The sequence below is a fragment of the Massilia litorea genome, assembly GCF_015101885.1.
In the GTDB taxonomy this organism is placed as follows: domain Bacteria; phylum Pseudomonadota; class Gammaproteobacteria; order Burkholderiales; family Burkholderiaceae_D; genus Telluria; species Telluria litorea.
In genome coordinates, this window is sequence record NZ_CP062941.1 from 250,985 (window position 1) to 274,093 (window position 23,109).

Annotated in this window: 19 protein-coding genes and 1 pseudogene; 4 read left to right on the plus strand and 16 right to left on the minus strand. The window is 64.4% G+C overall.

What is annotated here, in order from left to right; all coding sequences use genetic code 11:
- Nucleotides 1–28: 28 nt before the first annotated feature.
- Both LPB04_RS01015 and argJ read right to left on the minus strand, forming a co-directional pair.
- A complete protein-coding gene (locus LPB04_RS01015; protein ID WP_193686972.1) occupies nt 29–907 on the minus strand; it encodes an ATP-binding protein in 879 nt (292 codons plus the stop codon).
- An 11-nt stretch (nt 908–918) separates the two neighbouring features.
- Entirely contained in the window at nt 919–2,157 is a 1,239-nt protein-coding gene (gene argJ / locus LPB04_RS01020) for a bifunctional glutamate N-acetyltransferase/amino-acid acetyltransferase ArgJ (protein ID WP_193686973.1), read from the minus strand.
- A 270-nt stretch (nt 2,158–2,427) separates the two neighbouring features.
- Here argJ and LPB04_RS01025 point away from each other — a divergent pair, with 270 nt between their 5' ends.
- Both LPB04_RS01025 and LPB04_RS01030 read left to right on the plus strand, forming a co-directional pair.
- Complete coding sequence (locus LPB04_RS01025) at nt 2,428–3,174, plus strand: hypothetical protein (protein WP_193686974.1); 747 nt, start codon at nt 2,428–2,430, stop codon at nt 3,172–3,174.
- An 18-nt stretch (nt 3,175–3,192) separates the two neighbouring features.
- Nucleotides 3,193–4,215 carry a peptidoglycan recognition protein family protein gene (locus LPB04_RS01030; protein ID WP_193686975.1) on the plus strand — a complete coding sequence of 341 codons (1,023 nt, stop codon included), beginning with the start codon at nt 3,193–3,195 and terminating at the stop codon, nt 4,213–4,215.
- A gap of 106 nt (nt 4,216–4,321) precedes the next feature.
- Here the strand turns inward: LPB04_RS01030 and secA are convergent, their stop codons facing one another.
- On the minus strand, nt 4,322–7,102 hold the full coding sequence (secA, locus tag LPB04_RS01035) for a preprotein translocase subunit SecA (RefSeq protein WP_193686976.1): 2,781 nt from the start codon (nt 7,100–7,102) through the stop codon (nt 4,322–4,324).
- A 253-nt stretch (nt 7,103–7,355) separates the two neighbouring features.
- Here secA and LPB04_RS01040 point away from each other — a divergent pair, with 253 nt between their 5' ends.
- Complete coding sequence (locus LPB04_RS01040) at nt 7,356–7,826, plus strand: DciA family protein (protein ID WP_193688811.1); 471 nt, start codon at nt 7,356–7,358, stop codon at nt 7,824–7,826.
- 160 nt (nt 7,827–7,986) lie between these two features.
- Here LPB04_RS01040 and lpxC read toward each other — a convergent pair whose 3' ends face one another.
- The 3 genes from lpxC to LPB04_RS01055 all read right to left on the minus strand — a co-directional run bounded on the left by lpxC (nt 7,987) and on the right by LPB04_RS01055 (nt 10,475).
- Nucleotides 7,987–8,922, minus strand: coding sequence for a UDP-3-O-acyl-N-acetylglucosamine deacetylase (gene lpxC, locus LPB04_RS01045; protein ID WP_193686977.1), 936 nt, complete (start codon nt 8,920–8,922; stop codon nt 7,987–7,989).
- Nucleotides 8,923–9,012: 90 nt separating this feature from the next.
- Nucleotides 9,013–9,855 (minus strand): DMT family transporter, encoded by an 843-nt coding sequence (locus tag LPB04_RS01050; protein ID WP_193688812.1) that lies wholly within the window; start codon nt 9,853–9,855, stop codon nt 9,013–9,015.
- A 116-nt stretch (nt 9,856–9,971) separates the two neighbouring features.
- Entirely contained in the window at nt 9,972–10,475 is a 504-nt protein-coding gene (locus LPB04_RS01055; RefSeq protein ID WP_193686978.1) for a peroxiredoxin, read from the minus strand.
- Between the two features lie 140 nt (nt 10,476–10,615).
- Between LPB04_RS01055 and LPB04_RS23945 the strand changes: the two are divergent.
- Nucleotides 10,616–10,765, plus strand: a pseudogene (locus LPB04_RS23945) (sigma factor); the annotation flags it as partial.
- 220 nt (nt 10,766–10,985) lie between these two features.
- Here the strand turns inward: LPB04_RS23945 and ftsZ are convergent.
- The 10 genes from ftsZ to LPB04_RS01110 all read right to left on the minus strand — a co-directional run bounded on the left by ftsZ (nt 10,986) and on the right by LPB04_RS01110 (nt 23,109).
- On the minus strand, nt 10,986–12,182 hold the full coding sequence (gene ftsZ, locus LPB04_RS01065; protein ID WP_193686980.1) for a cell division protein FtsZ: 1,197 nt from the start codon (nt 12,180–12,182) through the stop codon (nt 10,986–10,988).
- A gap of 149 nt (nt 12,183–12,331) precedes the next feature.
- A complete protein-coding gene (ftsA, locus tag LPB04_RS01070) occupies nt 12,332–13,564 on the minus strand; it encodes a cell division protein FtsA (protein WP_193686981.1) in 1,233 nt (410 codons plus the stop codon).
- 11 nt (nt 13,565–13,575) lie between these two features.
- Nucleotides 13,576–14,403: a cell division protein FtsQ/DivIB gene (locus LPB04_RS01075; RefSeq protein WP_193686982.1), complete on the minus strand. Its 828-nt coding sequence runs from the start codon at nt 14,401–14,403 to the stop codon at nt 13,576–13,578.
- A 4-nt stretch (nt 14,404–14,407) separates the two neighbouring features.
- Complete coding sequence (locus LPB04_RS01080; protein ID WP_193688813.1) at nt 14,408–15,355, minus strand: D-alanine--D-alanine ligase; 948 nt, start codon at nt 15,353–15,355, stop codon at nt 14,408–14,410.
- 5 nt (nt 15,356–15,360) lie between these two features.
- Entirely contained in the window at nt 15,361–16,758 is a 1,398-nt protein-coding gene (gene murC, locus LPB04_RS01085) for a UDP-N-acetylmuramate--L-alanine ligase (RefSeq protein ID WP_193686983.1), read from the minus strand.
- A 2-nt stretch (nt 16,759–16,760) separates the two neighbouring features.
- Nucleotides 16,761–17,852, minus strand: a complete 1,092-nt coding sequence (gene murG / locus LPB04_RS01090) for an undecaprenyldiphospho-muramoylpentapeptide beta-N-acetylglucosaminyltransferase (protein ID WP_193686984.1) — start codon at nt 17,850–17,852, stop codon at nt 16,761–16,763.
- Complete coding sequence (ftsW, locus tag LPB04_RS01095; protein ID WP_193686985.1) at nt 17,852–19,069, minus strand: putative lipid II flippase FtsW; 1,218 nt, start codon at nt 19,067–19,069, stop codon at nt 17,852–17,854. The genes murG and ftsW overlap by 1 nt, the downstream gene beginning before the upstream one ends.
- On the minus strand, nt 19,069–20,565 hold the full coding sequence (gene murD, locus LPB04_RS01100) for a UDP-N-acetylmuramoyl-L-alanine--D-glutamate ligase (protein WP_193686986.1): 1,497 nt from the start codon (nt 20,563–20,565) through the stop codon (nt 19,069–19,071). Before murD ends, ftsW begins: the two co-directional genes overlap by 1 nt.
- Nucleotides 20,566–20,568: 3 nt before the next feature.
- Nucleotides 20,569–21,738 (minus strand): phospho-N-acetylmuramoyl-pentapeptide-transferase, encoded by a 1,170-nt coding sequence (gene mraY, locus LPB04_RS01105; protein WP_193686987.1) that lies wholly within the window; start codon nt 21,736–21,738, stop codon nt 20,569–20,571.
- Nucleotides 21,739–23,109 (minus strand): UDP-N-acetylmuramoyl-tripeptide--D-alanyl-D-alanine ligase, encoded by a 1,371-nt coding sequence (locus LPB04_RS01110; protein ID WP_193686988.1) that lies wholly within the window; start codon nt 23,107–23,109, stop codon nt 21,739–21,741.

The window sequence follows — 23,109 nt, forward strand, 5'->3', positions numbered from 1 at the left end:
ATTGGGTGGGCTCCGCCCACCCAATGGTTTATGGCTGATCGAGCTTGCCTGCGTAATCCTTGGCGAACTGCCAGGCCACGCGGCCCGAACGCGAGCCGCGTCCCAGGGCCCACTGCAGCGCCTCGCCACGCGCCGCCTCGATCTGCTCCGGCGTGCAGCCGAAACTGGATAGCCAGTGCGCCACGATCGCCAGGTAATCCTCCTGCCGGAACGGATAGAACGACAGCCACACGCCAAACCGCTCCGACAGCGAGATCTTCTCCTCGACCGCTTCGCCCGGATGCAGCTCGCCATCGTCGCCATGTTTGTAACCCGTGTTGTCCGACATTTTCTCGGGCATCAGGTGGCGCCGGTTCGAGGTGGCGTAGATCAGCACATTGTCCGACTGGGTCGCGACGCTGCCGTCGAGCGCCACCTTCAGCGCCTTGTAGCCGGCCTCCCCTTCCTCGAACGAGAGATCGTCGCAGAAGATGACGAAGCGCTCCGGCCGCGCCGCCACCAGGTCGACGATGTCGGGCAAATCGGCGAGGTCGGCTTTGTCCACTTCGATCAGGCGCAGGCCCTGGTCGGCGAAGCCGTTCAGGCAGGCCTTGATCAGGGACGACTTGCCGGTGCCACGTGCGCCGGTGAGCAGCACGTTGTTCGCCGGCCGGCGCGCCACGAACTGGCGCGTGTTCTGCTCGATCAGACGCTTCTGGGCGTCGACGTGCTGCAAGTCGTCGAAGGAGATGGTCGAGGCGTGCGTCACCGGCTGCAGCCAGTTGCCGCCGCCGGTCGGGCGCCGGCGCCAGCGGAAGGCAAACGCGCGCTTGAAATCCGGCTCGCGCGCCGCCGGCGGCGGCAGGATCGCCTCGACCCGCGCCAGCAAACCTTCGGCGCGGTGCAGGAACTGTTCGAGCGGCGTCATGCGCGTTCCGCTTACGAACGGTAGTCGGCGTTGATGCTGACGTAGTCGTGCGACAGGTCGCAGGTCCAGACGGTGGCGCTGGCCTCGCCGCGCGCAAGCGTGACGCGGACAAGGATTTCGGCCTGCTTCATCACGCGCTGGCCGTCCGCTTCCTGGTAATCCGGATTGCGTCCGCCCGCCTTCGCGACCCAGACGTCGTCCAGGTAGAGGTCGAGTTTCGTGACGTCGAGGTCGTCCACGCCGGCATAACCGACGGCGGCCAGGATGCGGCCCAGGTTCGGGTCCGAGGCGAAGAAGGCGGTCTTCACCAGCGGCGAGTGCGCGATCGCGTAGGCGATCTTGCGGCACTCTTCCAGACTACGGCCCTGCTCCACCGTGATGGTGATGAACTTGGTCGCGCCTTCGCCGTCGCGGATGATCTGCTGTGCCAGGTTGCGCGAGATATCGGTGACGGCCTCTTTCAATGCCTCGTAATCGGGGCCGGACGCTTCGTTCACGACCAGGCTGCCGGCGCCGGTGGCGATCAGCATGAAGGAATCGTTGGTCGAGGTGTCGCCGTCGATCGTGATGCTGTTGAAGGAGCGGTCGGCCGCGTACTTCACCAGTTCGTCCAGCACCGGCTGCGCCACTTTGGCGTCGAAGGCCAGGTAGCCGAGCATGGTCGCCATGTTCGGCTTGATCATGCCGGCCCCCTTGCTGATGCCGGTCATGGTGACCGTGTGGCCGCCGATGGTCACCGTGCGCGAGGCCGCTTTCGGCTGGGTGTCGGTGGTCATGATCGCTTCAGCGGCATTGAACCAGTTGTCGGCCGTGAGATTCGCCACGGCGGCCGGCAGGCCGGCGACGATCTTCGCGACCGGCAGCGGCTCCAGGATCACGCCGGTCGAGAACGGCAGCACCTGCTGCGCCTCGCACCCCAGAAGCTTCGCCAGTTCGGCGCAGGTGGTCTGTGCATTCGCCAGGCCCGATTCTCCGGTACCGGCATTCGCATTGCCGGTGTTGACGACCAGCGCGCGGATCGGCTTGCCGCCGTTCTGTACGGCTGCCAGGTTCGCCTTGCTGACCTGGACAGGCGCGGCGCAGAAGCGGTTCAGGGTGAACACGCCGGCGACGGTGGCGCCGTCGGCCAGGCGCATCACCAGGACGTCCTTGCGATTGGGCTTCTTGATGCCGGCTTGGGCAAAACCGATCTCGATGCCGGCAACCGGCTTCAGGTCGGCGGCGACAGGCAGGGGGGAATTCACGGCCATGGTGGTCTCAATGGAAAGATTTCGAATCCGATATTGTACTGCGCGCGGGGCAGCGGGTGCGCGCGGCGCTCCATCTCCCATTTTCCTGATGTTCAGAATGTGTGTTTGTCAACTGTGCGATTAGCCAGTTAACAAAACACGTCAATGCAATCGTGCGCGAGGGCAACATACCTATACTCGATCGGGCCTGGCGCGCTGGTGTTCGGGCTGTTGCCGGGTACCTGCCTGTGGCCTCCACGGGCTTACATAATCAGAATCAGGAGACGGAAAATGAAGTTCACCACCAAGGCGCGGCTGCTCGCTGCGCTCTGCACCGCGCTGTGCGCCGGCCTCGCAGCCACGCCCGCCGCATTTGCCGACGGCCAGCCGCGCCAGCTGACCGCGTCCGCCAAGCTGTATAAACAGTATTTCCAGGAAGCCTCGAAGGAGTTCGACGTACCGGTCGAACTGCTGGAATCGATCGCCTACGCCGAAACGCGCTGGGTCTCGCATGTGCCGAAAGGCCAGCTGAAAAAGAATGGCGAGCCGCAGCTCGAGATCGATCCCGATCCGCACCACGGCATGCCGCCCAGCTACGGCATCATGGGTCTGCGCAACGACACGTATTTTGGCACCTCGCTGACCCAGGGCGCGGCCCTGATCCGGGTCTCGCCCGAGGTCGTGATGATCGACGTGCGCAGCAACATCCGCGCCGCCGCCGCCCTGCTTTCCCAGTACGGCGCGCGGAAAACGAAAAACTTCCCGCTCGAGGATTGGGAAGGCGCCGTGGCGCGCTACAGCGGCATCCCGCAGCCCGAGATCGCCCAGATCTACACCTATGAAATCCTGACCGCGATCCGCCAGGGCCGTGAAGACAGCGGCTACAAGGTCGGCCAGCGCCACGTGGAGATGGAAAAAGTCTACGGCAAGGAGAAGCTGAAAAAGCTGTCCGCGCGCCGCATCACGATCGAGACCGGCGTGCCGGATCCGAAGATCTCGGCGCCCGATTTCGTCGATGCCCCTGCCAAGAACAAATAACGGATTCGGAGACTATCCATGAAGAAGAACATGAACGGCCTGCTGGCAGGCTTGATTCTGGTCGCCCTCGGCCTGCAGACATTGCCGGCCCGCGCCTCGACCGACTATCCGCCGGCGATCTGGAACCCGGCGGCCAGTTGCAATTATTCGGCACGTACCGCGGCGATCAGCCACGTGACCATCCACACCACCGAAGGCTCGTACGCGGGCTCGATCTCGTGGTTCCAGAACTGCAGCGCCGGCGTCAGCGCCCACTACGTGGTGCGCTCCTCGGACGGCCAGGTGACGCAGATGGTGCGCGAGGCCGATAAAGCCTGGCACGTCGGTAACTCGAACGGCTACACGATCGGCATCGAGCATGAGGGCTACACGAATGCCCCGGCCACCTGGTACACCAGCGCCATGTACAACGCCTCGGCAGCCCTCACCCGCGACATCCTCTCCTCGCGCGGCCTGGCGCAGAAGGTCTTCGACGGCAGCGGCGGCTGGAACGCGGTCCCAAGCGACTCGCTCTACAACGTCAAGGGCCACGTCAACTTCGCCAGCCAGACCCACACCGACCCGGGTTCGGGCTGGGACTGGCCGCGCTATAAAACCCTGGTCGCGGGCGGCACCAGCGGTGGCGGCGGCAGCGATGCGACGCTCACCTGGCCGCTGGTCCAATACGGGAATACGGGCGAACGCGTGCGCACCATCCAGTACCTGCTGCAGCAATGGGGCTATACGCTGACCGTCAACGGCAGCTTCGACACGGCGACGCAAACCGCGGTGAAGAACTTCCAGTCCTCGCGCGGCCTGGGCGCGGACGGCATCGTCGGCAACGCGACGTGGCCGGCGCTGACTATCGTCACCCAGCAGGGCGACTCGGGCGCCAAGGTGCGCGCGGTGCAGAGCCAGCTGAACGAAAGCGGGTATGGCCTGGTGGTGGATGGCATCTTCGGCTCGGGCACCGACAGCGCGGTACGCAGCTTCCAGTCGGCGAAAGGTCTGGGCGTTGACGGAATCGTTGGCGACAACACCTGGAGCAAAATGGCTTGGTGATCGCGAACGACCCAGCAACATGAACGCCAAGCCGTTGCAGGGTCGACCCGTATCGATCAATAAAAAAGGCGCCCCGCGGGGCGCCTTTCTCGTTACGGCTACCGGCTTACGCCAGCTTGCCGTGACACTGCTTGAACTTCTTCCCGCTGCCGCAAGGGCAAGGATCGTTGCGGCCGACCTTCACACCCAGATAGGTGCTGTGGTCTTCGGCCGTCACCGGCGTGGTGCCCGGATTGGCGACCGGCGCCAGCAGCTCTTCCGGCGCGGCCGACGGATTGAAGTCGGCGTGCTGGTAGTTGATGTTTTCCAGGTGCGCCGCCTGCGCCGCCATGGCCGCTTCCGCCGCCTCGACTTCTTCGCGCGACTGGATGCGGACCGTCATCACGGTGCGAATGACTTCGTTCTTGATCTGGTCCAGCATGCTGCCGAACAGTTCGAAGGCCTCGCGCTTGTACTCCTGCTTCGGGTTCTTCTGCGCATAGCCGCGCAGGTGGATGCCCTGGCGCAGGTGGTCCAGCGCCGACAGGTGTTCGCGCCAGTGGGTGTCGACGCTTTGCAGCATGACGTTGCGCTCGAAGCCGCCGAAGGATTCCTTGCCGACGATGTCGACCTTGGCGTTGTACGAGGCGTCGGCCGCGGCCAGCACCTTTTCCAGGATGTCGTCGTCGTTCAGGTTAGGCTCGTCGACCAGCATCTGCTCGAGCGGAACGTCGAGCGCCCACTCCGACGCCAGCACCGATTGCAGCGACTTGATGTCCCACTGCTCTTCGACCGATTCGGCCGGCACGTATTGGCGTACCACGTCGGTGAAGGTGCCCGTGCGCAGCGAAGCGATCAGTTCCGAAATGTCGGCCGCTTCCAGCAGTTCGTTACGCTGGGTGTAGATCACCTTGCGCTGGTCGTTGGCGACGTCGTCGTATTCCAGCAGCTGCTTGCGGATGTCGAAGTTGCGGGCCTCGACCTTGCGCTGGGCGGTCTCGATCGAACGGCTGACGATGCCCGCCTCGATCGGCTCGCCTTCCGGCATTTTCAGGCGCTCCATGATGGCGCGCACGCGATCTCCCGCGAAGATGCGCAGCAGCGTGTCGTCCAGGCACAGGTAGAAGCGCGAGGAGCCCGGATCGCCCTGGCGGCCCGAGCGGCCACGCAACTGGTTGTCGACGCGGCGCGACTCGTGGCGTTCGGTGCCGACGATGTGCAGGCCGCCGGCCGCGACCACGTGGTCGTGCAGCGATTGCCATTCGTCGCGCAGGGTCTGCGACTGGGCAGCCTTCTCCGCTTCCGACAGCTCGTTGTTCGCTTCGATGATCTGGATCTGCTTCTCGACGTTGCCGCCCAGGACGATGTCGGTACCGCGGCCGGCCATGTTGGTCGCGATCGTGATCATCTTCGGACGGCCCGCCTGGGCGATGATTTCCGCTTCACGGGCGTGCTGCTTGGCGTTCAGGACGTTGTGCGGCAGCTTGGCGCCCGTCAGGATGCCCGACAGCAGTTCCGAGTTCTCGATCGAGGTCGTGCCGACGAGGACCGGCTGGCCGCGCTCGTAGCAATCCTGGATGTCGATCAGCATCGCGTTGTACTTTTCCTGCGCCGATTTGTAGACCTGGTCCTGGCGGTCCTTGCGCTGCGACGGACGGTTCGGCGGAATCACGACGGTTTCCAGGCCGTAGATTTCCTGGAACTCGTAGGCTTCGGTGTCGGCCGTACCGGTCATGCCGGACAGCTTGGTGTACATGCGGAAGTAGTTCTGGAAGGTGATCGAGGCCAGGGTCTGGTTCTCGTTCTGGATGCGCACGCCTTCCTTCGCCTCCACCGCCTGGTGCAGGCCGTCCGACCAGCGGCGGCCCGTCATCAGGCGGCCGGTGAATTCGTCGACGATCACGACTTCGTTGTTCTGCACCACATAATGCGTGTCCTTGCTGTACAGGACGTGCGCGCGCAGCGCCGCATACAGGTGGTGGATCAGCGTGATGTTGGCTGCGTCGTACAGCGAAGCGCCTTCCGGCAGCAGGCCCATCCTGGTCAGGATGGCTTCGGCCTTTTCGTGGCCGGCTTCGGTCAGGAGCACGGTGTGCGCCTTCTCGTCCTTCGTGTAGTCGCCCGGGACTTCGATCTCGCCGCGGCCGTCCGGGGTTTCTTCGCCGATCTGCAGGGTCAGCTGCGGCGGCACTTCGTTCATGCGGTGGTACAGGTCGGTATGGTTCTCGGCCTGGCCCGAAATGATCAGCGGCGTGCGTGCTTCGTCGATCAGGATCGAGTCGACCTCGTCGACCACGGCGAAGTTCAGGCCGCGCTGCACGCGTTCGCGCGCCTCGTAGACCATGTTGTCGCGCAGGTAGTCGAACCCGAATTCGTTATTCGTGCCGTAGGTGATGTCGGACGCGTAGGCGGTCTGCTTGGTGTCGTGGTCCATCTGCGACAGGTTCACACCGGTCGTCAGGCCCAGCCAGCCGTACAGGCGGCCCATCGAATCGGCATCGCGCTGCGCCAGGTAATCGTTGACGGTAATGACGTGCACGCCCTTGCCCGACAAGCCGTTCAGGTAGACCGGCAGGGTTGCCATCAGGGTTTTACCTTCACCCGTGCCCATCTCGGCGATCTTGCCTTCGTGCAGGACCATGCCGCCGATCATCTGGACGTCGAAGTGGCGCATTTTCAGGACGCGCTTGGCGGCTTCGCGGCAGACGGCAAAGGCTTCCGGCAGGATGGCGTCGAGCGTCTCGCCCTTGGCGATCCGTGCCTTGAATTCAGGGGTCTTGGCCTGGAGGTCGGCATCCGACAGCGCTTCCATCTGCGGCTCGAGCGCGTTGATCTGACGCACGGTTTTTTGATACTGCTTGAGCAGCCGCTGGTTGCGGCTACCGAAAATCTGGGTCAGTAATGACATGCTAAGTTTCTTAAAAAGACGCCGCAAAAAGAGCCAGGGATGATATCAAAAAAGATACCTACCTAAGACCGACGGAGGCATAAAGCGAGTGATTTTATCATGCGATGCGGCCACACTTGGGGATGATAGGCAGGATAACAAGTGTCGTGCACGAAAGAATGTTGTCAATTTGCCTTGATCGCCATGGATTGCCGCAGCTTCGTGGCGCTTATGGTATGTTGCGCCCTTGTAGTCCACTCGATTGTCTCCCTTGATGCATATCTACGGCACCCGCAACCGCCCCACCTCGTTCGAGGCAACAAGCTTCCTGCGTCAGAACGACCGCATGGCCAGCCTGCTGCCGGCCGCGTTGCGCATGGCCGACCTGCAGCGCGATGTCGGCCAGGCCTTGCCGGCGATTGCGAACAACTGCGACGTGCTCTCGTTCCAGGAAGGCGTGCTGACCCTCGCCGTGCCGAGCTCGGCAGTGGCGGCGCGGCTGAAGCAGCAGCTGCCGAAATTGCAGAGTACTTTATTGGCACGCGGCTGGCAGGTGACGTCGACGCGTTTGAAGGTGCAGGTGACGCGGGCGATGCCGCCGCAGGTGGAAACCCGGGTGCTGGAGTTGCCGCCGACGGCGGTCGATGCCTTCGAGGAGTTGGGGGACAGTTTGCCGGATACGCCGCAGAATGCGGCGCTGGTGGCGGCGATCAAGAGATTGGCGGCTAAGCGGCGCGGCGGTTAAGGTCGTTGCCGCCGCTGTGCAGGCCGTGAACGCGTGGGCTCGGGGAGCCCACCCTACGTTACACTGCGGCCGCTGGTACACCGTACGGGGTCATTGATGCCAATGGCATCAATGACGGGTTCACCGGGCATGTCCACGCGTTACGGCGCTTGCACACCAATCACATCTGCGCCCATTCCTCGTGCATCTGCTTGACATACGAGGCCGGCGCATCGGCCGCCCCATCGAAAGACACGATCTCGTACGCATCCGGCCGCGCCAACAAAGCACGCAGCAGGTCGTTATTCAGCGCATGCCCCGATTTATGGGCCTCGTAGGCCGCCAGCAGCGGATGCCCGATCATGTACAAATCGCCGATCGCATCGAGAATCTTGTGCCGCACGAATTCGTCGTCGTAGCGCAGGCCGTCCGCATTCAGGATCCGGTATTCGTCCATCACGATCGCGTTTTCCAGCGAGCCGCCCCGTGCCAGGCCCATGCCGCGCAGGCTCTCGACGTCCTGCATGAAGCCGAAGGTGCGGGCGCGCGCCACGTCGTGCACATACGACACGTGCGCAAAATCGACCGTCGCGTTCTGCATGGTGCCGTCCACCGCCGGGTGGTTGAATTCGATGAAGAAGTCGAGTTTGAAACCGTCGTGCGGTTTCAATTTCGCCCACTTTTCGTTGTTGCCCGCGCCGTGGCGCACTTCGACTTCCTTCAGCACGCGAATAAATTTCTTCGGCGCGGCCTGGTCCTGCACGCCGGCCTGCTGCAACAGGAACACGAAGGAGGACGCGGAGCCGTCCATGATCGGGATTTCCTCGGCCGTCACTTCGATGTACAGGTTGTCGATGCCGAGGCCGGCGCAGGCCGACATCAGGTGTTCGACGGTCGAGACGCGCGCGTCGCCCTTGACCAGGACCGAGGCCATGCGCGTATCGCCGACGACCTCGGCGCTCGACGGGAATTCGACGACCGGGTCGAGGTCGACGCGGCGGAATACGATGCCGGTATCGACCGCGGCCGGGCGCAGCGTCAGTTCGACCTTGCGGCCCGAGTGCAGCCCGACGCCGGTCGTACGCACGAGTTCTTTGATGGTTCGTTGTTTGAGCATGAGCCGATTATATCGTCGCTGGCAAATCGCTGCCGGACTCGACCCTTGCAGCGAGGCAATGGATGAGCTAACCGATGCGCAAAGGCGACACTACGGATGCTCGCTCTCCGCATGTGTTTTCTCGTGTCGAATCAGATAGATACCGCTGCCGATGATGATCGCTGCCCCGACCAGGGTGTACTCGTCGGGCAGGGTCTGCCACAGCAGCCAGTCGATCGCCACGCCCCAGGCCAGGGCCGAATACTCGAAGGGTGCGACCACCGAGGCCTCGCCGTGGCTGAAGGCCTCCGTGATCGCCAGCTGGCCGAAGAAGCCGGAAATCGCCAGTCCGAGCAGCAGCCAGACGTGGGCCGGGTCGAGCGCCACCCAGTTCGGCGCGGCCAGCGTACTCGCGCCGATCGCCATCAGCAGCATCAGCCAGAACATCATCTGGCGCGTGGAATTGGTGCGCGCCTGCACGCGCGCCGCGATTGCGGAAATGGCGTAGCAGACGGCCGAGGCCAGGATGGCGAGACCGCCCAGGGTCAGCATGCCCTCGCCTTCCGGTCGCAGCACGACCAGCACGCCGCCGAGGCCCACGAAAATGGCGATCCAGCGTGCCAGGTCGACGGTCTCTTTCAGGAAGAACACCGACATCGCCGTGATCAGCGCGGGCGCGATGAAGAAGATCGAATAGGCTTCCGCCAGGCTGAGTTTTTTCAGCCCGAATGCGAACAGCGCCAGCATGCCGATGCCGAGCGCGCCGCGCAGCAGGTGCAGGCCCGGCTTCACCTGCAGCATGGTCGAGAAGCCGCCGCGCCAGGCGACATAGGCGCAGACCAGCGGCAGCGAGGACAGCGAACGCAGGGCCGCGACCTGCATCGCCGGATAGTGGGCGGCGAGCAGTTTCATCGCCGTGTCCATCAATGAGAACATGACGACCGCGATCAGCATCGCGTAGATGCTGCGCAGGTTGCCGCTTACTTTGCTTTGTGCGTGGGCTTGCATGGGCTACGGAATAAAATGAAAACGGCGCCGCAGCGCCGTCGGGTGATGCGGGGGAGCCGGAATCAGCCCAGTTGCGACAGCATCGTTTCGGCGCTCGAGACGTCGAAGCCGCCCTGCTCCACGTTCAGCTGTTTCACCACGCCGTCTTCCACCAGCATCGAGTAGCGCTGCGAACGCGTGCCCATGTTGTGCTTCGAGAAGTCCGCGTCCAGGCCGAGGGCCTTGGTGAAGGAAGCGTTACCGTCGGCCATCATGCGCACGATGCCGGTCGATTTCTGGTCGCGGCCCCAGGCGCCCATGACGAAGGCGTCGTTGACCGAGATGCACCAGATTTCGTCCACGCCTTTGGCCTTCAGGGCGGCGGCGTTCTGGACATAGCCAGGCACGTGCTTGGCCGAGCAGGTCGGCGTGAAGGCGCCCGGCAGGCCGAAGATCGCGATCTTCTTGCCTTTTACCAGGTCGGCGACCTGGAACACGTTCGGGCCGAGCGAGCAGCCTTCGGTTTCGGTCTCGATGAATTCAGCCAGGGTGCCTTCCGGCAGGCGCTCGCCAATCTTGATGGTCATGGATTAATCCTCAGGTGTTATTTTGAAAACCTTGCCAGTATGCCTGATGCGCACAAGGCTTGCACGGCGCGGCTTCGCCCGCCCTGCTGTCACAACACCCGGTGCCCGCGCGTCTTGTCCTCATCCCTGCTCTACACTGGCTCGAGGACGCCTGGCTGCGCTGGCACGGCAGTGCCCGGGCGAATGCGAAAAATCGCGTGCAGTCGCCCGAAGCCTGGCTGGTCACGGTCACGACGCGCCTGGCGATCGAGCGCCTGCGCAGCCGCAAGAGCGAGCGCGAGACCTATATCGATAAATCCTGGGACGTAGGGTGGGCGGGTCTCCCGCCCACGCGGCCATAGTCAGCGGCGAGATCGTCCGGCACGATACCGGAACCGTTATCGATCAGCGCGTGGGCGGGAAACCCGCCCACCCTACCGGTATTGCCGGACGCAATCGATGAACGCATAAAAAAACCGGGACCGGAGCGCGAGCTCCGATCCCGGTTGTATTTAACTAAACGATTTACGCTCAGTCGGCTTGCTTACGCAGGAAAGCCGGAATGTCGTAGGTCTCGACGCCATTGCGCTGCATCGCCTGCACCTGCTCCGATGCCTGCTCGCGGCGCCACACGGCCGGCTGCTTCATGCCGGCGTCGCCGCCGGTCGCTGCGTGGCCCATGGTGACGCCGGCGGTGACCGATGCCGTGCCGGCCATCATCGGCGCATTGTAGGTACCGGTGCGCAGCACCTGCTGCGGCTGCACCAGCTGCATCTTCTTGGCTTTGCCCAGACCCGTGGCAACCACGGTCACGCGGATCTCGTCGCCCATCTCGTCGTCGTAGGCGATGCCTTGTGCGATCGATGCGTCCGGAGCGGCAAAGGCGCGCACGGCAGCCATGACTTCCTTGATCTCCTTACCTTTCAGGCCACGCGAAGCGGTGACGTTCACCAGCACGCCCTTGGCGCCCGACAGGTCGATACCGTCCAGCAGCGGCGAAGCGACGGCCTGCTCGGCGGCGATGCGCGCGCGGTCCACGCCGGAAGCGGTGGCGGTGCCCATCATGGCCTTGCCCTGCTCGCTCATGATCGTCTTGACGTCGTTGAAGTCGACGTTGATGTGACCCGGCACGTTGATGATCTCGGCGATACCGGCAACGGCGTTGTTGAGCACGTCGTCGGCATGCTTCATCCACTCGAGCATCGATTCGTCTTCGTAGATGTCTTCCAGCTTTTCGTTGAGGATGATGATCAGCGAGTCGACATGCTTCGACAGTTCTTCGAGGCCCGCCTCGGCGACGTCCATGCACTTCTGGCCTTCGTACGAGAACGGCTTCGAGACCACGGCCACCGTCAGGGCGCCCATGGTTTTCGCCACTTCGGCCACGATCGGTGCGGCGCCGGTACCGGTGCCGCCGCCCATGCCGGCAGCGATGAAGACCATGTGCGCGCCGCGCAGCGAATCTTCGATGCGGCTACGGGTCTGCTCGGCCAGCTGGCGGCCGATTTCCGGGCGCATGCCGGCACCCAGGCCGGACTCGCCGATCTGGATGATGTTGTTCGCGCTCGACGCAGCCAGCGCCTGGGCATCGGTGTTGGCGGCGATGAACTCGACGCCCGACACACCTTTGTTGATCATGTGCTGCACCGCGTTGCCGCCTGCACCACCCACGCCGACGACCTTGATCACCGTTCCCAGTGCTGCGTTATCGACCATATCGAACTCCATGATGTCACTCCTAATTTTCAAAGTGCACTATCCATGCACCAAACCTCATAAGGGTATCAGGCCTAGCGCTTGGATACTGCTTAGTATTATAAAAAAATATGTGTTTTGTATCGAATCAAATACGCTTGGCTGACTGCGCCGATTGCTGCTTAGAAATTCCCCAAGAACCATTCCTTCATACGTTGCCACACCGCCTTTACCGAGCCATCCTGACGCGTAACGATGTGGCCCCGCAAATACTGTTTTTTCGCTTCCATCAACAGGCCCAGCACCGTCGCGTAGCGCGGGCTGCGGACCACGTCGGCCAGCTGGCCGCGGTAGTCCGGCGTGCCCAGGCGCGTCGGTTTCAGGAACATGTCTTCGGCCATCTCGATCATCCCCGGCATCATCGAGGTGCCACCGGTGAGCACGATGCCCGACGACAGCACGCCCTCGTAGCCGGACTCGCGCACCACCTGGTGCACCATCGCGAACAGCTCTTCGACACGCGGTTCGATGACGGCGGCCAGCGCCTGGCGCGAGAGCGAACGCGGACCGCGGTCGCCCAGGCCCGGCACTTCCAGGGTCTCGCCCGGATCGGCCAGCACCTGCTTGGCGACGCCGTAGCGCAGCTTGATTTCTTCGGCTTCGCCGGTCGGCGTGCGCAGCGCCATCGCGATGTCGCTGGTGATCTGGTCGCCGGCGATGGGGATCACGGCCGTGTGGCGGATTGCGCCGTCGGAAAACACCGCGATGTCGGTGGTGCCGCCGCCGATGTCGATGATGACGACGCCGAGTTCCTTCTCGTCGTTCGTCAGCACCGCGTCGGCCGAGGCCATCGGCTGCAGGATCAGGTCCGACACTTCCAGGCCGCAGCGGCGCACGCACTTGACGATGTTCTGCACCGCCGACACCGCGCCGGTGACGATGTGCACGCGCACTTCCAGGCGGATGCCGCTCATGCCGATCGGCTCGCGCACGTCTTCCTGGTTGTCGACGATGAATTCCTGCGGCACCGTGTGCAGCAGCTGCTGGTCGGTCGGGATGTTGACCGCTTTCGCCGTCTCGATCACGCGCGCGACGTCGGTCTGCGTGACTTCCTTGTCCTTGATCGCAACCATGCCGCTCGAATTGAAGGAGCGGATATGGCTGCCGGCGATGCCTGCGTAGACATTGCGGATCTTGCAGTCGGCCATCAGCTCGGCCTCCTCGAGCGCGCGCTGGATCGATTCGACGGTGGCCTCGATGTTGACCACAACGCCCTTCTTCAATCCCTTCGACTCGTGCTGACCGAGGCCGATGACCTCGTGGCGTCCGTCGGACATCACCTCGGCCACCACCGCCACCACCTTCGAGGTGCCGATGTCGAGGCCGACGATCAGGTTTTTCGCGTCTTTTGTCATTGCTCGCCTGCTTAGATTTGCTTTGTTGGCTTGTTAGTCGGAGTTTTTGTTTTCTTCTTCGCCGCGGCCTTCACAGGCTTGGTGGCATCCGTCGGCACAGTCAAGGCCGCGGAGGACAGCGCCAGCCCGTTCGGGTAGCGCATGTCGATCGTATCGATGCGGCCTTCCTGCAGCCGGGCGACCAGCTGCGGGTAGACCCCGACCAGGCGCTGCACGCGCGCCTTGACGGTGTTCTTGTCCTGCTCGCGGCCGAGCTCCACGCTCATGCCGTTGTCCAGCTTGACGGTCCAGGCGTAACGCGAGGACAGCGCCAGTTCCTGCGGCACCAGTTTCACCGGCGCGAACCACGAGCGCAATTCGGAGAAGCGCGCCAGCACATCCTTCTCGCTGCCGGCGGGTCCGACAAAGGCCGGCAGTTCGTGGTCGTCGTCGGCCTCGGCGATATTGGCGGTAAATACATCGCCCTTCACCGACAGCAGGCGGCCTTCGCCCCAGGTGCCGAGCGCTTCGTGCTCTTCCACTTCCACGATGAGGCCGTTCGGCCACTCGCGGCGCACCGTTGCGCGGCGTACCCAGGGCACCGCCTCGAAGGTCGTGCGCACCTGCTCCAGGTCCGTCGTGAAGAAATTCCCGCGGATCTTGCCAAGGACGCTGTTCCGTACCGTCAGTTCGTTCACGTGCTTCAGGTCGATCTTGTACAAGCTCTCGATGCGCACTTCGCGCAAGGTGAACATCGGCCGCTGCGACAGCCACCACACGCCGCTCGCGATACCGGCGAGCAGCGTCGCCGCCAGCAGCGTGCTGGCGGTGGCGTTGAGGGCGCGTACGTCATGCCACATTCTTTTAGCCTTGTGCCTTTACCATCTTGCAGCGCGCCGAACGCAGGATCTCGACGCACAGGTCTTCATAGCTGATACCCACCGCGCGCGCCGCCATCGGCACCAGCGAGTGGCCCGTCATGCCCGGCGAAGTATTGACTTCCAACAGGAACGGACGCATGTCGCTTTCGCGTACCAGCACGTCGACCCGGGCCCAGCCTTCGCAGCCGAGGGCGCGGTAGGCGTCCACGGCGTGCTTCTGGATCTCGGCAGTCAGTGCATCCGGCAGCTGCGCCGGGCAGTGGTACTGGACGTCGTCCGTGAAATACTTGTTCTGGTAGTCGTAGTTGCCCTGCGGAGCCACGATCTCGACGATCGGCAGCGCGCGCGCATGCTTGCCGGTGCCGAGCACGGCGACCGTGAACTCGCGGCCGGTGACGAATTCCTCGGCGAGGATGACTTCGTCGAAACCCGCGGCCAGGGCCACGGCAGCTTCGAACTCTTCGGCCTTTTCCACTTTCGTGATGCCGATGGTCGAGCCTTCGAGCGGCGGCTTGACGATCAGCGGCAGGCCCAGTTCGGCGACGACTTTATCCAGGTCGTCGCCCGGGGCGACGGTCGCGTAGCGCGGGGTCGGGATGTTTTTCGACAGCCAGATGATCTTGGTGGTGATCTTGTCCATGCCGACGGAGGACGCCATGACGCCGCTGCCGGTGTAGGGAATGCCGAGCTGTTCGAGGGCGCCCTGCAGGCTGCCGTCTTCGCCGTAGCGGCCGTGCAGCGCGATGAAGACGCAGTCGAATTTTTCCGCGGCCAGTTCGGCCAGCGTCCGCTCGGCCGGGTCGAAGCCGTGGGCGTCGATGCCGCGGCTCTGCAGGGCCTGCAGCACGCCGGTGCCGGACAGGATGGAAATTTCGCGCTCGGCCGAACGGCCGCCGTACAGGACGCCGACCTTGCCGAAGTTGGTGATGATGTCGCTCACGATGCTACCTTTTGTTCAGAAGTCAGTATGTTGGGAACGCCGCTGATCGAGCCCGCCCCCATGGTCAGCACGACGTCGCCGTCCTTGACTGCCTGGAGGATCGCGGCCGGCATCTCGGCGATGGTTTCCACGAAAATCGGTTCGATCTTGCCGCCGGCGCGCAGCGAGCGCGCCAGGGCGCGGCCGTCGGCCGCCACGATCGGGGCTTCCCCTGCCGGATACACTTCCGACAGCAGCAGCACGTCAGGGGCGCTCAGCACCTTGACGAAGTCCTCGAACAGGTCGCGCGTGCGGCTGTAGCGGTGCGGCTGGAAAGCCAGCACCAGGCGCCGGCCCGGATAGGCGGCGCGCGCGGCGGCCAGGGTCACCTCGGTCTCGACCGGATGGTGGCCGAAGTCGTCGACCAGGGTAAAACTGCCGCCGCCTTCGAGCGCCACTTCGCCGTAACGGGTGAAGCGGCGGCCGACGCCGCGGAATTCCAGCAGGCCCTGCGCGGTCGCGGTATCGTCGATGCCGATCTCGCGTGCGATGGCAATCGCCGAGCAGGCGTTCAGGACGTTGTGCATGCCCGGCTGGTTCAGCACGAACCTGGTGTCAGGGTACCCGTCCTGGCGCACCGTGAAATGCATGTGCACGCCTTCCGCATGGGCGTCCATTGCGCGCACCTGCGCGTCTTCGGCGAAGCCGTAGGTCGTCACGGGCTTCGTCACCTGCGGCAGGATCGAGCGCACGTGCTTGTCGTCGATGCACATCATCACGCGGCCGTAGAACGGCAGGCGATGGGTAAAATTCACGAACGCGGCCTTCAGCTTCTCGAAGTCGTGTTCGTAGGTTTCCATGTGGTCGGCATCGATGTTGGTGATCACCTCGATCATCGGCGTCAGGTTCAGGAAGGACGCGTCCGATTCGTCGGCTTCGGCCACGATGTAGTCGCCGGTACCCAGCTTCGCATTCGCACCTGCACTGTTCAATTTGCCGCCGATGACGAAAGTCGGATCGAGTCCGCCCTGCGCCAGTACGGATGCAACCAGGCTGGTCGTCGTCGTCTTGCCGTGGGTACCGGCGATCGCGATGCCGCGCTTCAGGCGCATCAGTTCGCCCAGCATGATCGCGCGCGGCACCACCGGAATCTGCGCGGCGCGCGCGGCCATCACTTCCGGGTTGGCTTCGTTCACCGCGGTCGAGGTGACGACGGCGTCGGCCCCGATGATGTTGTCTTCCGCGTGGCCGAGGTAGACGCGCGCGCCCAGGTCCTTCAGGCGGGCGCTGGCCGCGTTGCTGCCCAGGTCCGAGCCCGAGACTTTATAGCCGAGGTTCAGCAGGACTTCGGCGATGCCGCTCATGCCGCTACCGCCGATGCCGACGAAATGAATGTGTTTGATCTTGTGTTTCATTCTTATTTTTTATTCTTTACCAGTTGTTCGAGCACGTCCGCAATTTCCTCGTTTGCATGGCGCTTGCCGACACCGTGCGCCGCCTGGGCCATCGCCAGGCAGTCGGCACGCGTGGTCGACATCAGGAGCTGCGCCAGGCTCGTCGCCGACAGCTCTCCCTGCGCCAGGTGGATCGCCGCTTTTTGTTTGGCCATCCAGACCGCGTTGTCGCGCTGGTGGCTGGTGGTGCTGGCGACAAACGGCACCAGCACGCTGGCCACGCCGGCCGCCGTCAGTTCCGACACGGTGATCGCGCCGGCGCGGCAGATCACCAGATCCGCCTGCGCGTAGGCGGCCGCCATGTCGTCGATGAAGTCGACCACGTTCGCTTCCACTCCCGCCTGCGCATAGGCTGCGCGCAGGGCGTCGATATTCTTCTTGCCCGACTGGTGGGTCACGATCGGGCGCACATTCGCGTCGATCCGGGCCAGCGCCGCCGGCACGCTGTCGTTCAGCACCTTCGCGCCCAGGCTGCCGCCGACCACCAGCACGCGCAAGGGGCCGCTGCGGCCGTCGAAGCGCGTGGCCGGCAGCGGCAGCGCGAGGATCGCCTGGCGCACCGGATTGCCGGTGACGACAGCCTTGCCCGCGGCATTGCCGAAATCGGCCGGGAAGCCGAACAGCACGCGCTGGGCGATCGGGCTGAGGGTCTTGTTCGACAACAGCAGGGCCGCGTCGGCATTCACCAGGGCCAGCGGAATACCGCGCGCGCGCGCCATCAGGCCGCCCGGCACGGTGACATAGCCGCCCATGCCCAGCACCACGTCCGGCTTGCGCTTGCCGAGGTAACGCAGGCAGGCGCCGAAGCTGGCCGCCATTTTCACGGCGCCGGTGAGGGTATGCCGGATGCCCTTGCCGCGCAGGCCGGCGAAGTCGATGGTGTCCATCTCGATGCCGTGCTTCGGCACGAACTCGCGCTCCATGCCGTGCGCGGTGCCGAGCCAGCTGACGTTCCAGCCGCGCTCGCGCATGGTCTGGGCGATCGCCACGCCGGGGAAGATGTGGCCGCCGGTGCCGGCTGCCATGATCATGAGCTGCTTCACAGGCTTATTCATCACAGGCGCCCTCCCCGCATCAGGACGCGGTTCTCGTAGTCGATGCGCAGCAGGATCGCGAGACCGATGCAGTTGATGACGACGCCCGAACCGCCATAGCTCATCAGCGGCAAGGTCAGGCCTTTGGTCGGCAGCAGGCCCAGGTTCACACCCATGTTGATGAAGGTCTGCACGCCGATCCAGATGCCGATGCCTTTCGCAGCCAGGCCCGCGAAGAACTGGTCGAGGGCGATCGCCTGGCGGCCGATGTCGAAGGCGCGCTTGACGATCCAGTAAAACAGCGCCAGCGTCACCAGCACGCCGACCAGGCCCAGCTCTTCGCCGATCACGGCCATGATGAAGTCGGTGTGCGCTTCCGGCAGGTAGTGCAGCTTCTCGACGCTGTTGCCGAGGCCGACGCCGCCGATCTCGCCGCGCCCGAAGGCGATCAGCGAGTGGGTCAATTGATAGGCCTTGTCCAGCGCATTGTCTTCCTGCCACGGGTCGAGGTAGGCGAACATGCGCGCGCGGCGGAATGGCGACAGCGCGATGATGGACGTAAAAATGATCACCAGGATGGCGCCGATACCGCCGAACCAGATCATGTTGAAGCCGCCCAGGAACAGGATGCCCATGGCGATGCAGACGATGACGCCGAAGGCGCCGAGGTCGGGCTCGAGCAGCAGCAGCATGCCGACCACGCCGATCGCAAAGGCCATCGGCATGAAACCCTTGGTCAGCTTGTGCATGTACTGCTGCTTGCGCACCGTGAAGTCGGCGGCGTACAGCACGGCGACGATCTTCATCATCTCGGACGGCTGCAGGTTGAAGACTTTCAGCGACAGCCAGCGCCGCGCGCCGTTCACCACCACGCCGACGCCTGGAATCAGGACCAGCATCAACAGCACCAGGGTGCCGACGAACATCAGCGGCGCCAGCTTTTGCAGGGAGGCGATGGGGATGCGGAAGGTGATATAGCCGAACAGGAGCGCCGCCGCGATGAAGGCCATCTGGCGGAACAGGAAGTATTCATGGCGCCCGGTCAGGTAGGCGAACTTGGGCGAGTCCGGCAGCGCGATCGAGGCCGAATACACCATCACCATCCCGAACAGCATCAGGATCACGGTGACCCAGACCAGCGGCTGGTCGTAGTCCATCATCTTCGACGGGCGCGAGCGCTCGGCGATGGCCGCGTCGCTGGCGGAACCGGAGAATTTGAAGGGAATCTGGAAAGCCATCAGATCTCCTGCCCCTTCTCGAGCGCGATCTCGCGCACGGCGTCGACGAACACCTGTGCGCGGTGCGCATAGTTCGTGAACATGTCGAGGCTGGCGCAGGCCGGGGACAGCAGCACGCTGTCGCCTGCGCGCGCCAGGCCGGCGGCGCGGCGCACCGCCTGCGGCAGGTCGTCGAGGTCGAAGCACGGCACGCCGGAAGGTTCGATCGCGGCCTTCACGGCAGGCGCGTCCTTCCCGATCAGCAGCACGGCGCGCACGTAGCGCGAGACGGGCTCGGCCAGCGGACTGAAATCCTGGCCCTTGCCGTCGCCGCCGGCGATCAGGAGGATCTGCTGGTCTTCGCCGGTAAAGGCCTTGCCGAGGCCGAGCAAGGCGGCGACGGTGGCGCCGACATTCGTGCCCTTGCTGTCGTCGTAGTAGTCGACGTTGTCGATGGAAGCGACCAGCTCGACGCGGTGCGGCTCGCCCGCGTATTCCCGCAGGCCGTGCAGCAAGGGCGCCAGCGGCAGGCCGGCGGCGCGGCACAGGGCCAGGGCGGCGAGCGCGTTCGAGGCGTTATGCAGGCCGCGGATTTTCAGGGCGTCGGCCGGCATCAGGCGGCTCACCGTCGTTTCGACCGGCTCGGCGACCTCGCCTTTTTTTAATTTTTTCTCACTCGCCTCGCCGGCCAGCGCGGTGGCCAGCCACAGCACGCCGCGCTCGTTGACGATGCCGAAGCTGCCCGCTTCCTGCGGTTCGCCGGTGCCGAAGGTAATCTGCGGCACATTCGGTGCGCCCATGCCCATCACGATGGCGTCGTCGCGGTTCAGCACGCGGGTGGTGTCGGCGCCGAAGATGCGGGCTTTATCGGCGGCGTAGGCGGCCATGTCGCCGTGCCAGTCGAGGTGGTCCTGGGTGATGTTCAGCACCGTCGCCGCATCGGCGTTCAAGGAGTAAGTGGTGTGCAGCTGGAAGCTGGACAGTTCGAGCACCCAGGCCTGCGGCAGCTTGTCCTCATGAAGGGCTTCGCGCAGCACGTCCAGCGCGGCCGGGCTGATATTGCCGGCCACGCGGGTCTCGAAACCGGCGCGGCGGCACAGCAGGCCGGTCAGGCTCGTGACGGTCGTCTTGCCGTTGGTGCCGGTGATCGCGATGACTTTCGGCGCGTACGCACGCTCCGCCTTCAGGGCGGCCAGCGCTTGCGCGAACAGCTCGATCTCGCCCCAGACGGGGATGTTCTTCTCTTGCGCGGCAGGCGTGATCTCGGCCAGTTCCTTGTTCGGCGCCAGGCCGGGGCTGACGGCCACGAAATCGACGCCGTCGAGCAGCGCGGCCGTGAACTCGCCGTGGACGAATTCGGCATCGGCCACGGCTTCGCGCAGCGCAGGCAGGCGTTGCGGCTCGGCGCGCGTGTCGGCCACGCGCACGCGCGCGCCGCAACGGGCGAGCCATTGCGCCATCGCGAGCCCGGATTCCCCGAGCCCCAATACCAGTGCGAGTTTGCCTTCGTAGTTCATCGATCAGCGCAGTTTCAAGGTAGAGAGGCCGACGAGGACCAGGACCATCGTCACGATCCAGAAGCGGACCACGACCTTGGTCTCCTTCCAGCCCTTTTGTTCGAAATGGTGGTGCAGCGGCGCCATCAGGAAGACGCGGCGGCCGGTGCCGTAACGTTTTTTCGTGTACTTGAACCAGCTGACCTGGATGATCACCGACAGCGTCTCGGCCACGAACACGCCGCCCATGATGAACAGGACGATTTCCTGGCGCACGATGACGGCGATCGTGCCGAGCGCACCGCCCAGCGCCAGTGCGCCGACGTCGCCCATGAACATCTGCGCCGGGTGCGCGTTATACCAGAGGAAGGCCAGCCCTGCCCCTGCCATCGCACCGCAGAAGATCAGCAGTTCGCCGGCGCCGGCGATGTGCGGAATGAACAGGTATTTCGAGTAGGTGACGTTACCGGTGAGATAAGCGAACAGTCCCAGCGCGCCGCCGACCATCACGGTCGGCATGATGGCCAGGCCATCGAGGCCGTCGGTGAAGTTGACCGCGTTCGAGGAGCCGACGATCACGCAATAGGTCAGCGCAATGAAACCCCAGACGCCCAGCGGATAGCTGATGGTCTTGAAGAAGGGGACGATCAGGTCGGCCTTGGGCGGCAGGTCCATCGAGAAGCCCGACTGTACCCAGGCCACGAACAGCTGGGCCACGCCCCACGGGGTCTTGGCCGACACCGAGAACGCGAGATACAGCGAGGCAGTCAGGCCGACCAGCGACATCCAGAAGTATTTTTCGCGCGAGCGCATGCCTTCCGGGTCCTGGTACACGACCTTGCGGTAGTCGTCGACCCAGCCGACGGCGCCGAAGCCGAGCGTGACGATCAGCACCGGCCAGATCAGCCGGTTCGACAGGTCGCACCACAGCAGCGTGGAGATGGCGATCGAGATCAGGATCAGCACGCCGCCCATGGTCGGGGTGCCGTGTTTTTTCAGGTGGGTCTGCGGACCCTGGGTGCGCACGGCCTGGCCGACCTTCATCTCGGTCAGCTTGCGGATCACGGCCGGGCCGGTAAACAGGCCGAGCGCGATCGCGGTGATCGTGGCGAACACCGCGCGGAAGGTGATGAAGTTAAAGACACGCATCGGACCGATGTAGTCCTGCAGGTATTGGGCGAGCCAGAGAAGCATTTAGTGGGCGTCCTTGCCAGTGTGTGTGGATCCAGTCAGGTGATTGACCACGCGTTCCATCTTCATGAAACGCGAGCCCTTCACCAACACAGTTGCATCAGAATTGCCGCCCAGTTCCTTGTCCAGTGCTGCCAAAACATCCTCAAACTGCTCGAAATAATGGGCGCCGCTCGCCGCCAGATGGCGCGAGAGCTCACCCGTCGCCAGCACCGTCTCGATGCCGCGGCTTTGCGCATACGCGCCGATCTCTTCGGTGAATTCGCGGCCCTGCGTGCCCACCTCGCCCATGTCGCCGATGACCAGGATGCGCGGTGCCGGATAGGCTGCCAGCACATCGATCGCGGCGCGCATCGAGTCGGGGTTGGCGTTGTAGGTGTCGTCGATCACCAGCGCGCCGTTCGCGGCGCGCTTTTGCTGCAGGCGCCCGCCGACCGGGGTAAAACCTTCCAGGCCGCGCACGATGACGCTTTGTTCGATGCCGCCCGCCAGCGCGCAGGCAATCGCCGCCAGCGCGTTGCGTACATTGTGCTCGCCCGCGGCTGCCAGTTTCAGTTCAAACGCGCCGCCCGGCGTCGTTACTTTCAAATTGTTACCGAATCCCGTGCTGGCGTAGCTCGCGCGCACGTCGCAGGCGTCGGAAAGGCCGAAAGTCATGCTCCGGCAGTGCGCCGCCAGGCCCTGCCAGAGGGACGTATAGACGTCGTCGCCCGGATAGACGGCCACGCCGTCCGCCGGCAAGGCGGCCAGTACGGAGCCGTTTTCCTGCGCCACCGCTTCCACCGTGTGCATGAATTCCTGGTGCTCGCGCTGGGCGTTGTTCACCAGTCCCACGGTCGGCTGGGCGATCGCGGCGAGGCGACCGATCTCGCCCGGATGGTTCATGCCGAGTTCGACGACGGCCGCGCGGTGCGAGGCTTCCAGGCGCATCAGGGTCAGCGGCACGCCGATCTCGTTGTTCAGGTTTCCCTGCGTGGCCAGGCGTGCGGCTTCGCCGAACGCGGCGGCGAGGATCGCGGCGATCATTTCCTTGACCGTCGTCTTGCCGTTGCTGCCGGTGACGCCGATCAGGGGAATGCTGTACTGGCGGCGCCATTGATTCGCGATCTGGCCGAGCGCCGCCAGGGTGTTCGGCACGAGGATGGCCGGCAGGGTCCAGCCTTCCGGCAGGCGTTCCGCGACGACCGCGGCGGCGCCGTTGGCGGCGACCTGCGGCAGGAAGTCATGGGCATCGAAGGTTTCGCCGCGCAATGCGACGAACAGCGCGCCGGCATTCGCCGTGCGGCTGTCGGTCGAGACGCTGTCGAAGCTGGCGTCAGCAATCAGCTGAGAACCAGGCATCGATGCGATCAGATGTGCGAGCGAACCGCGCAT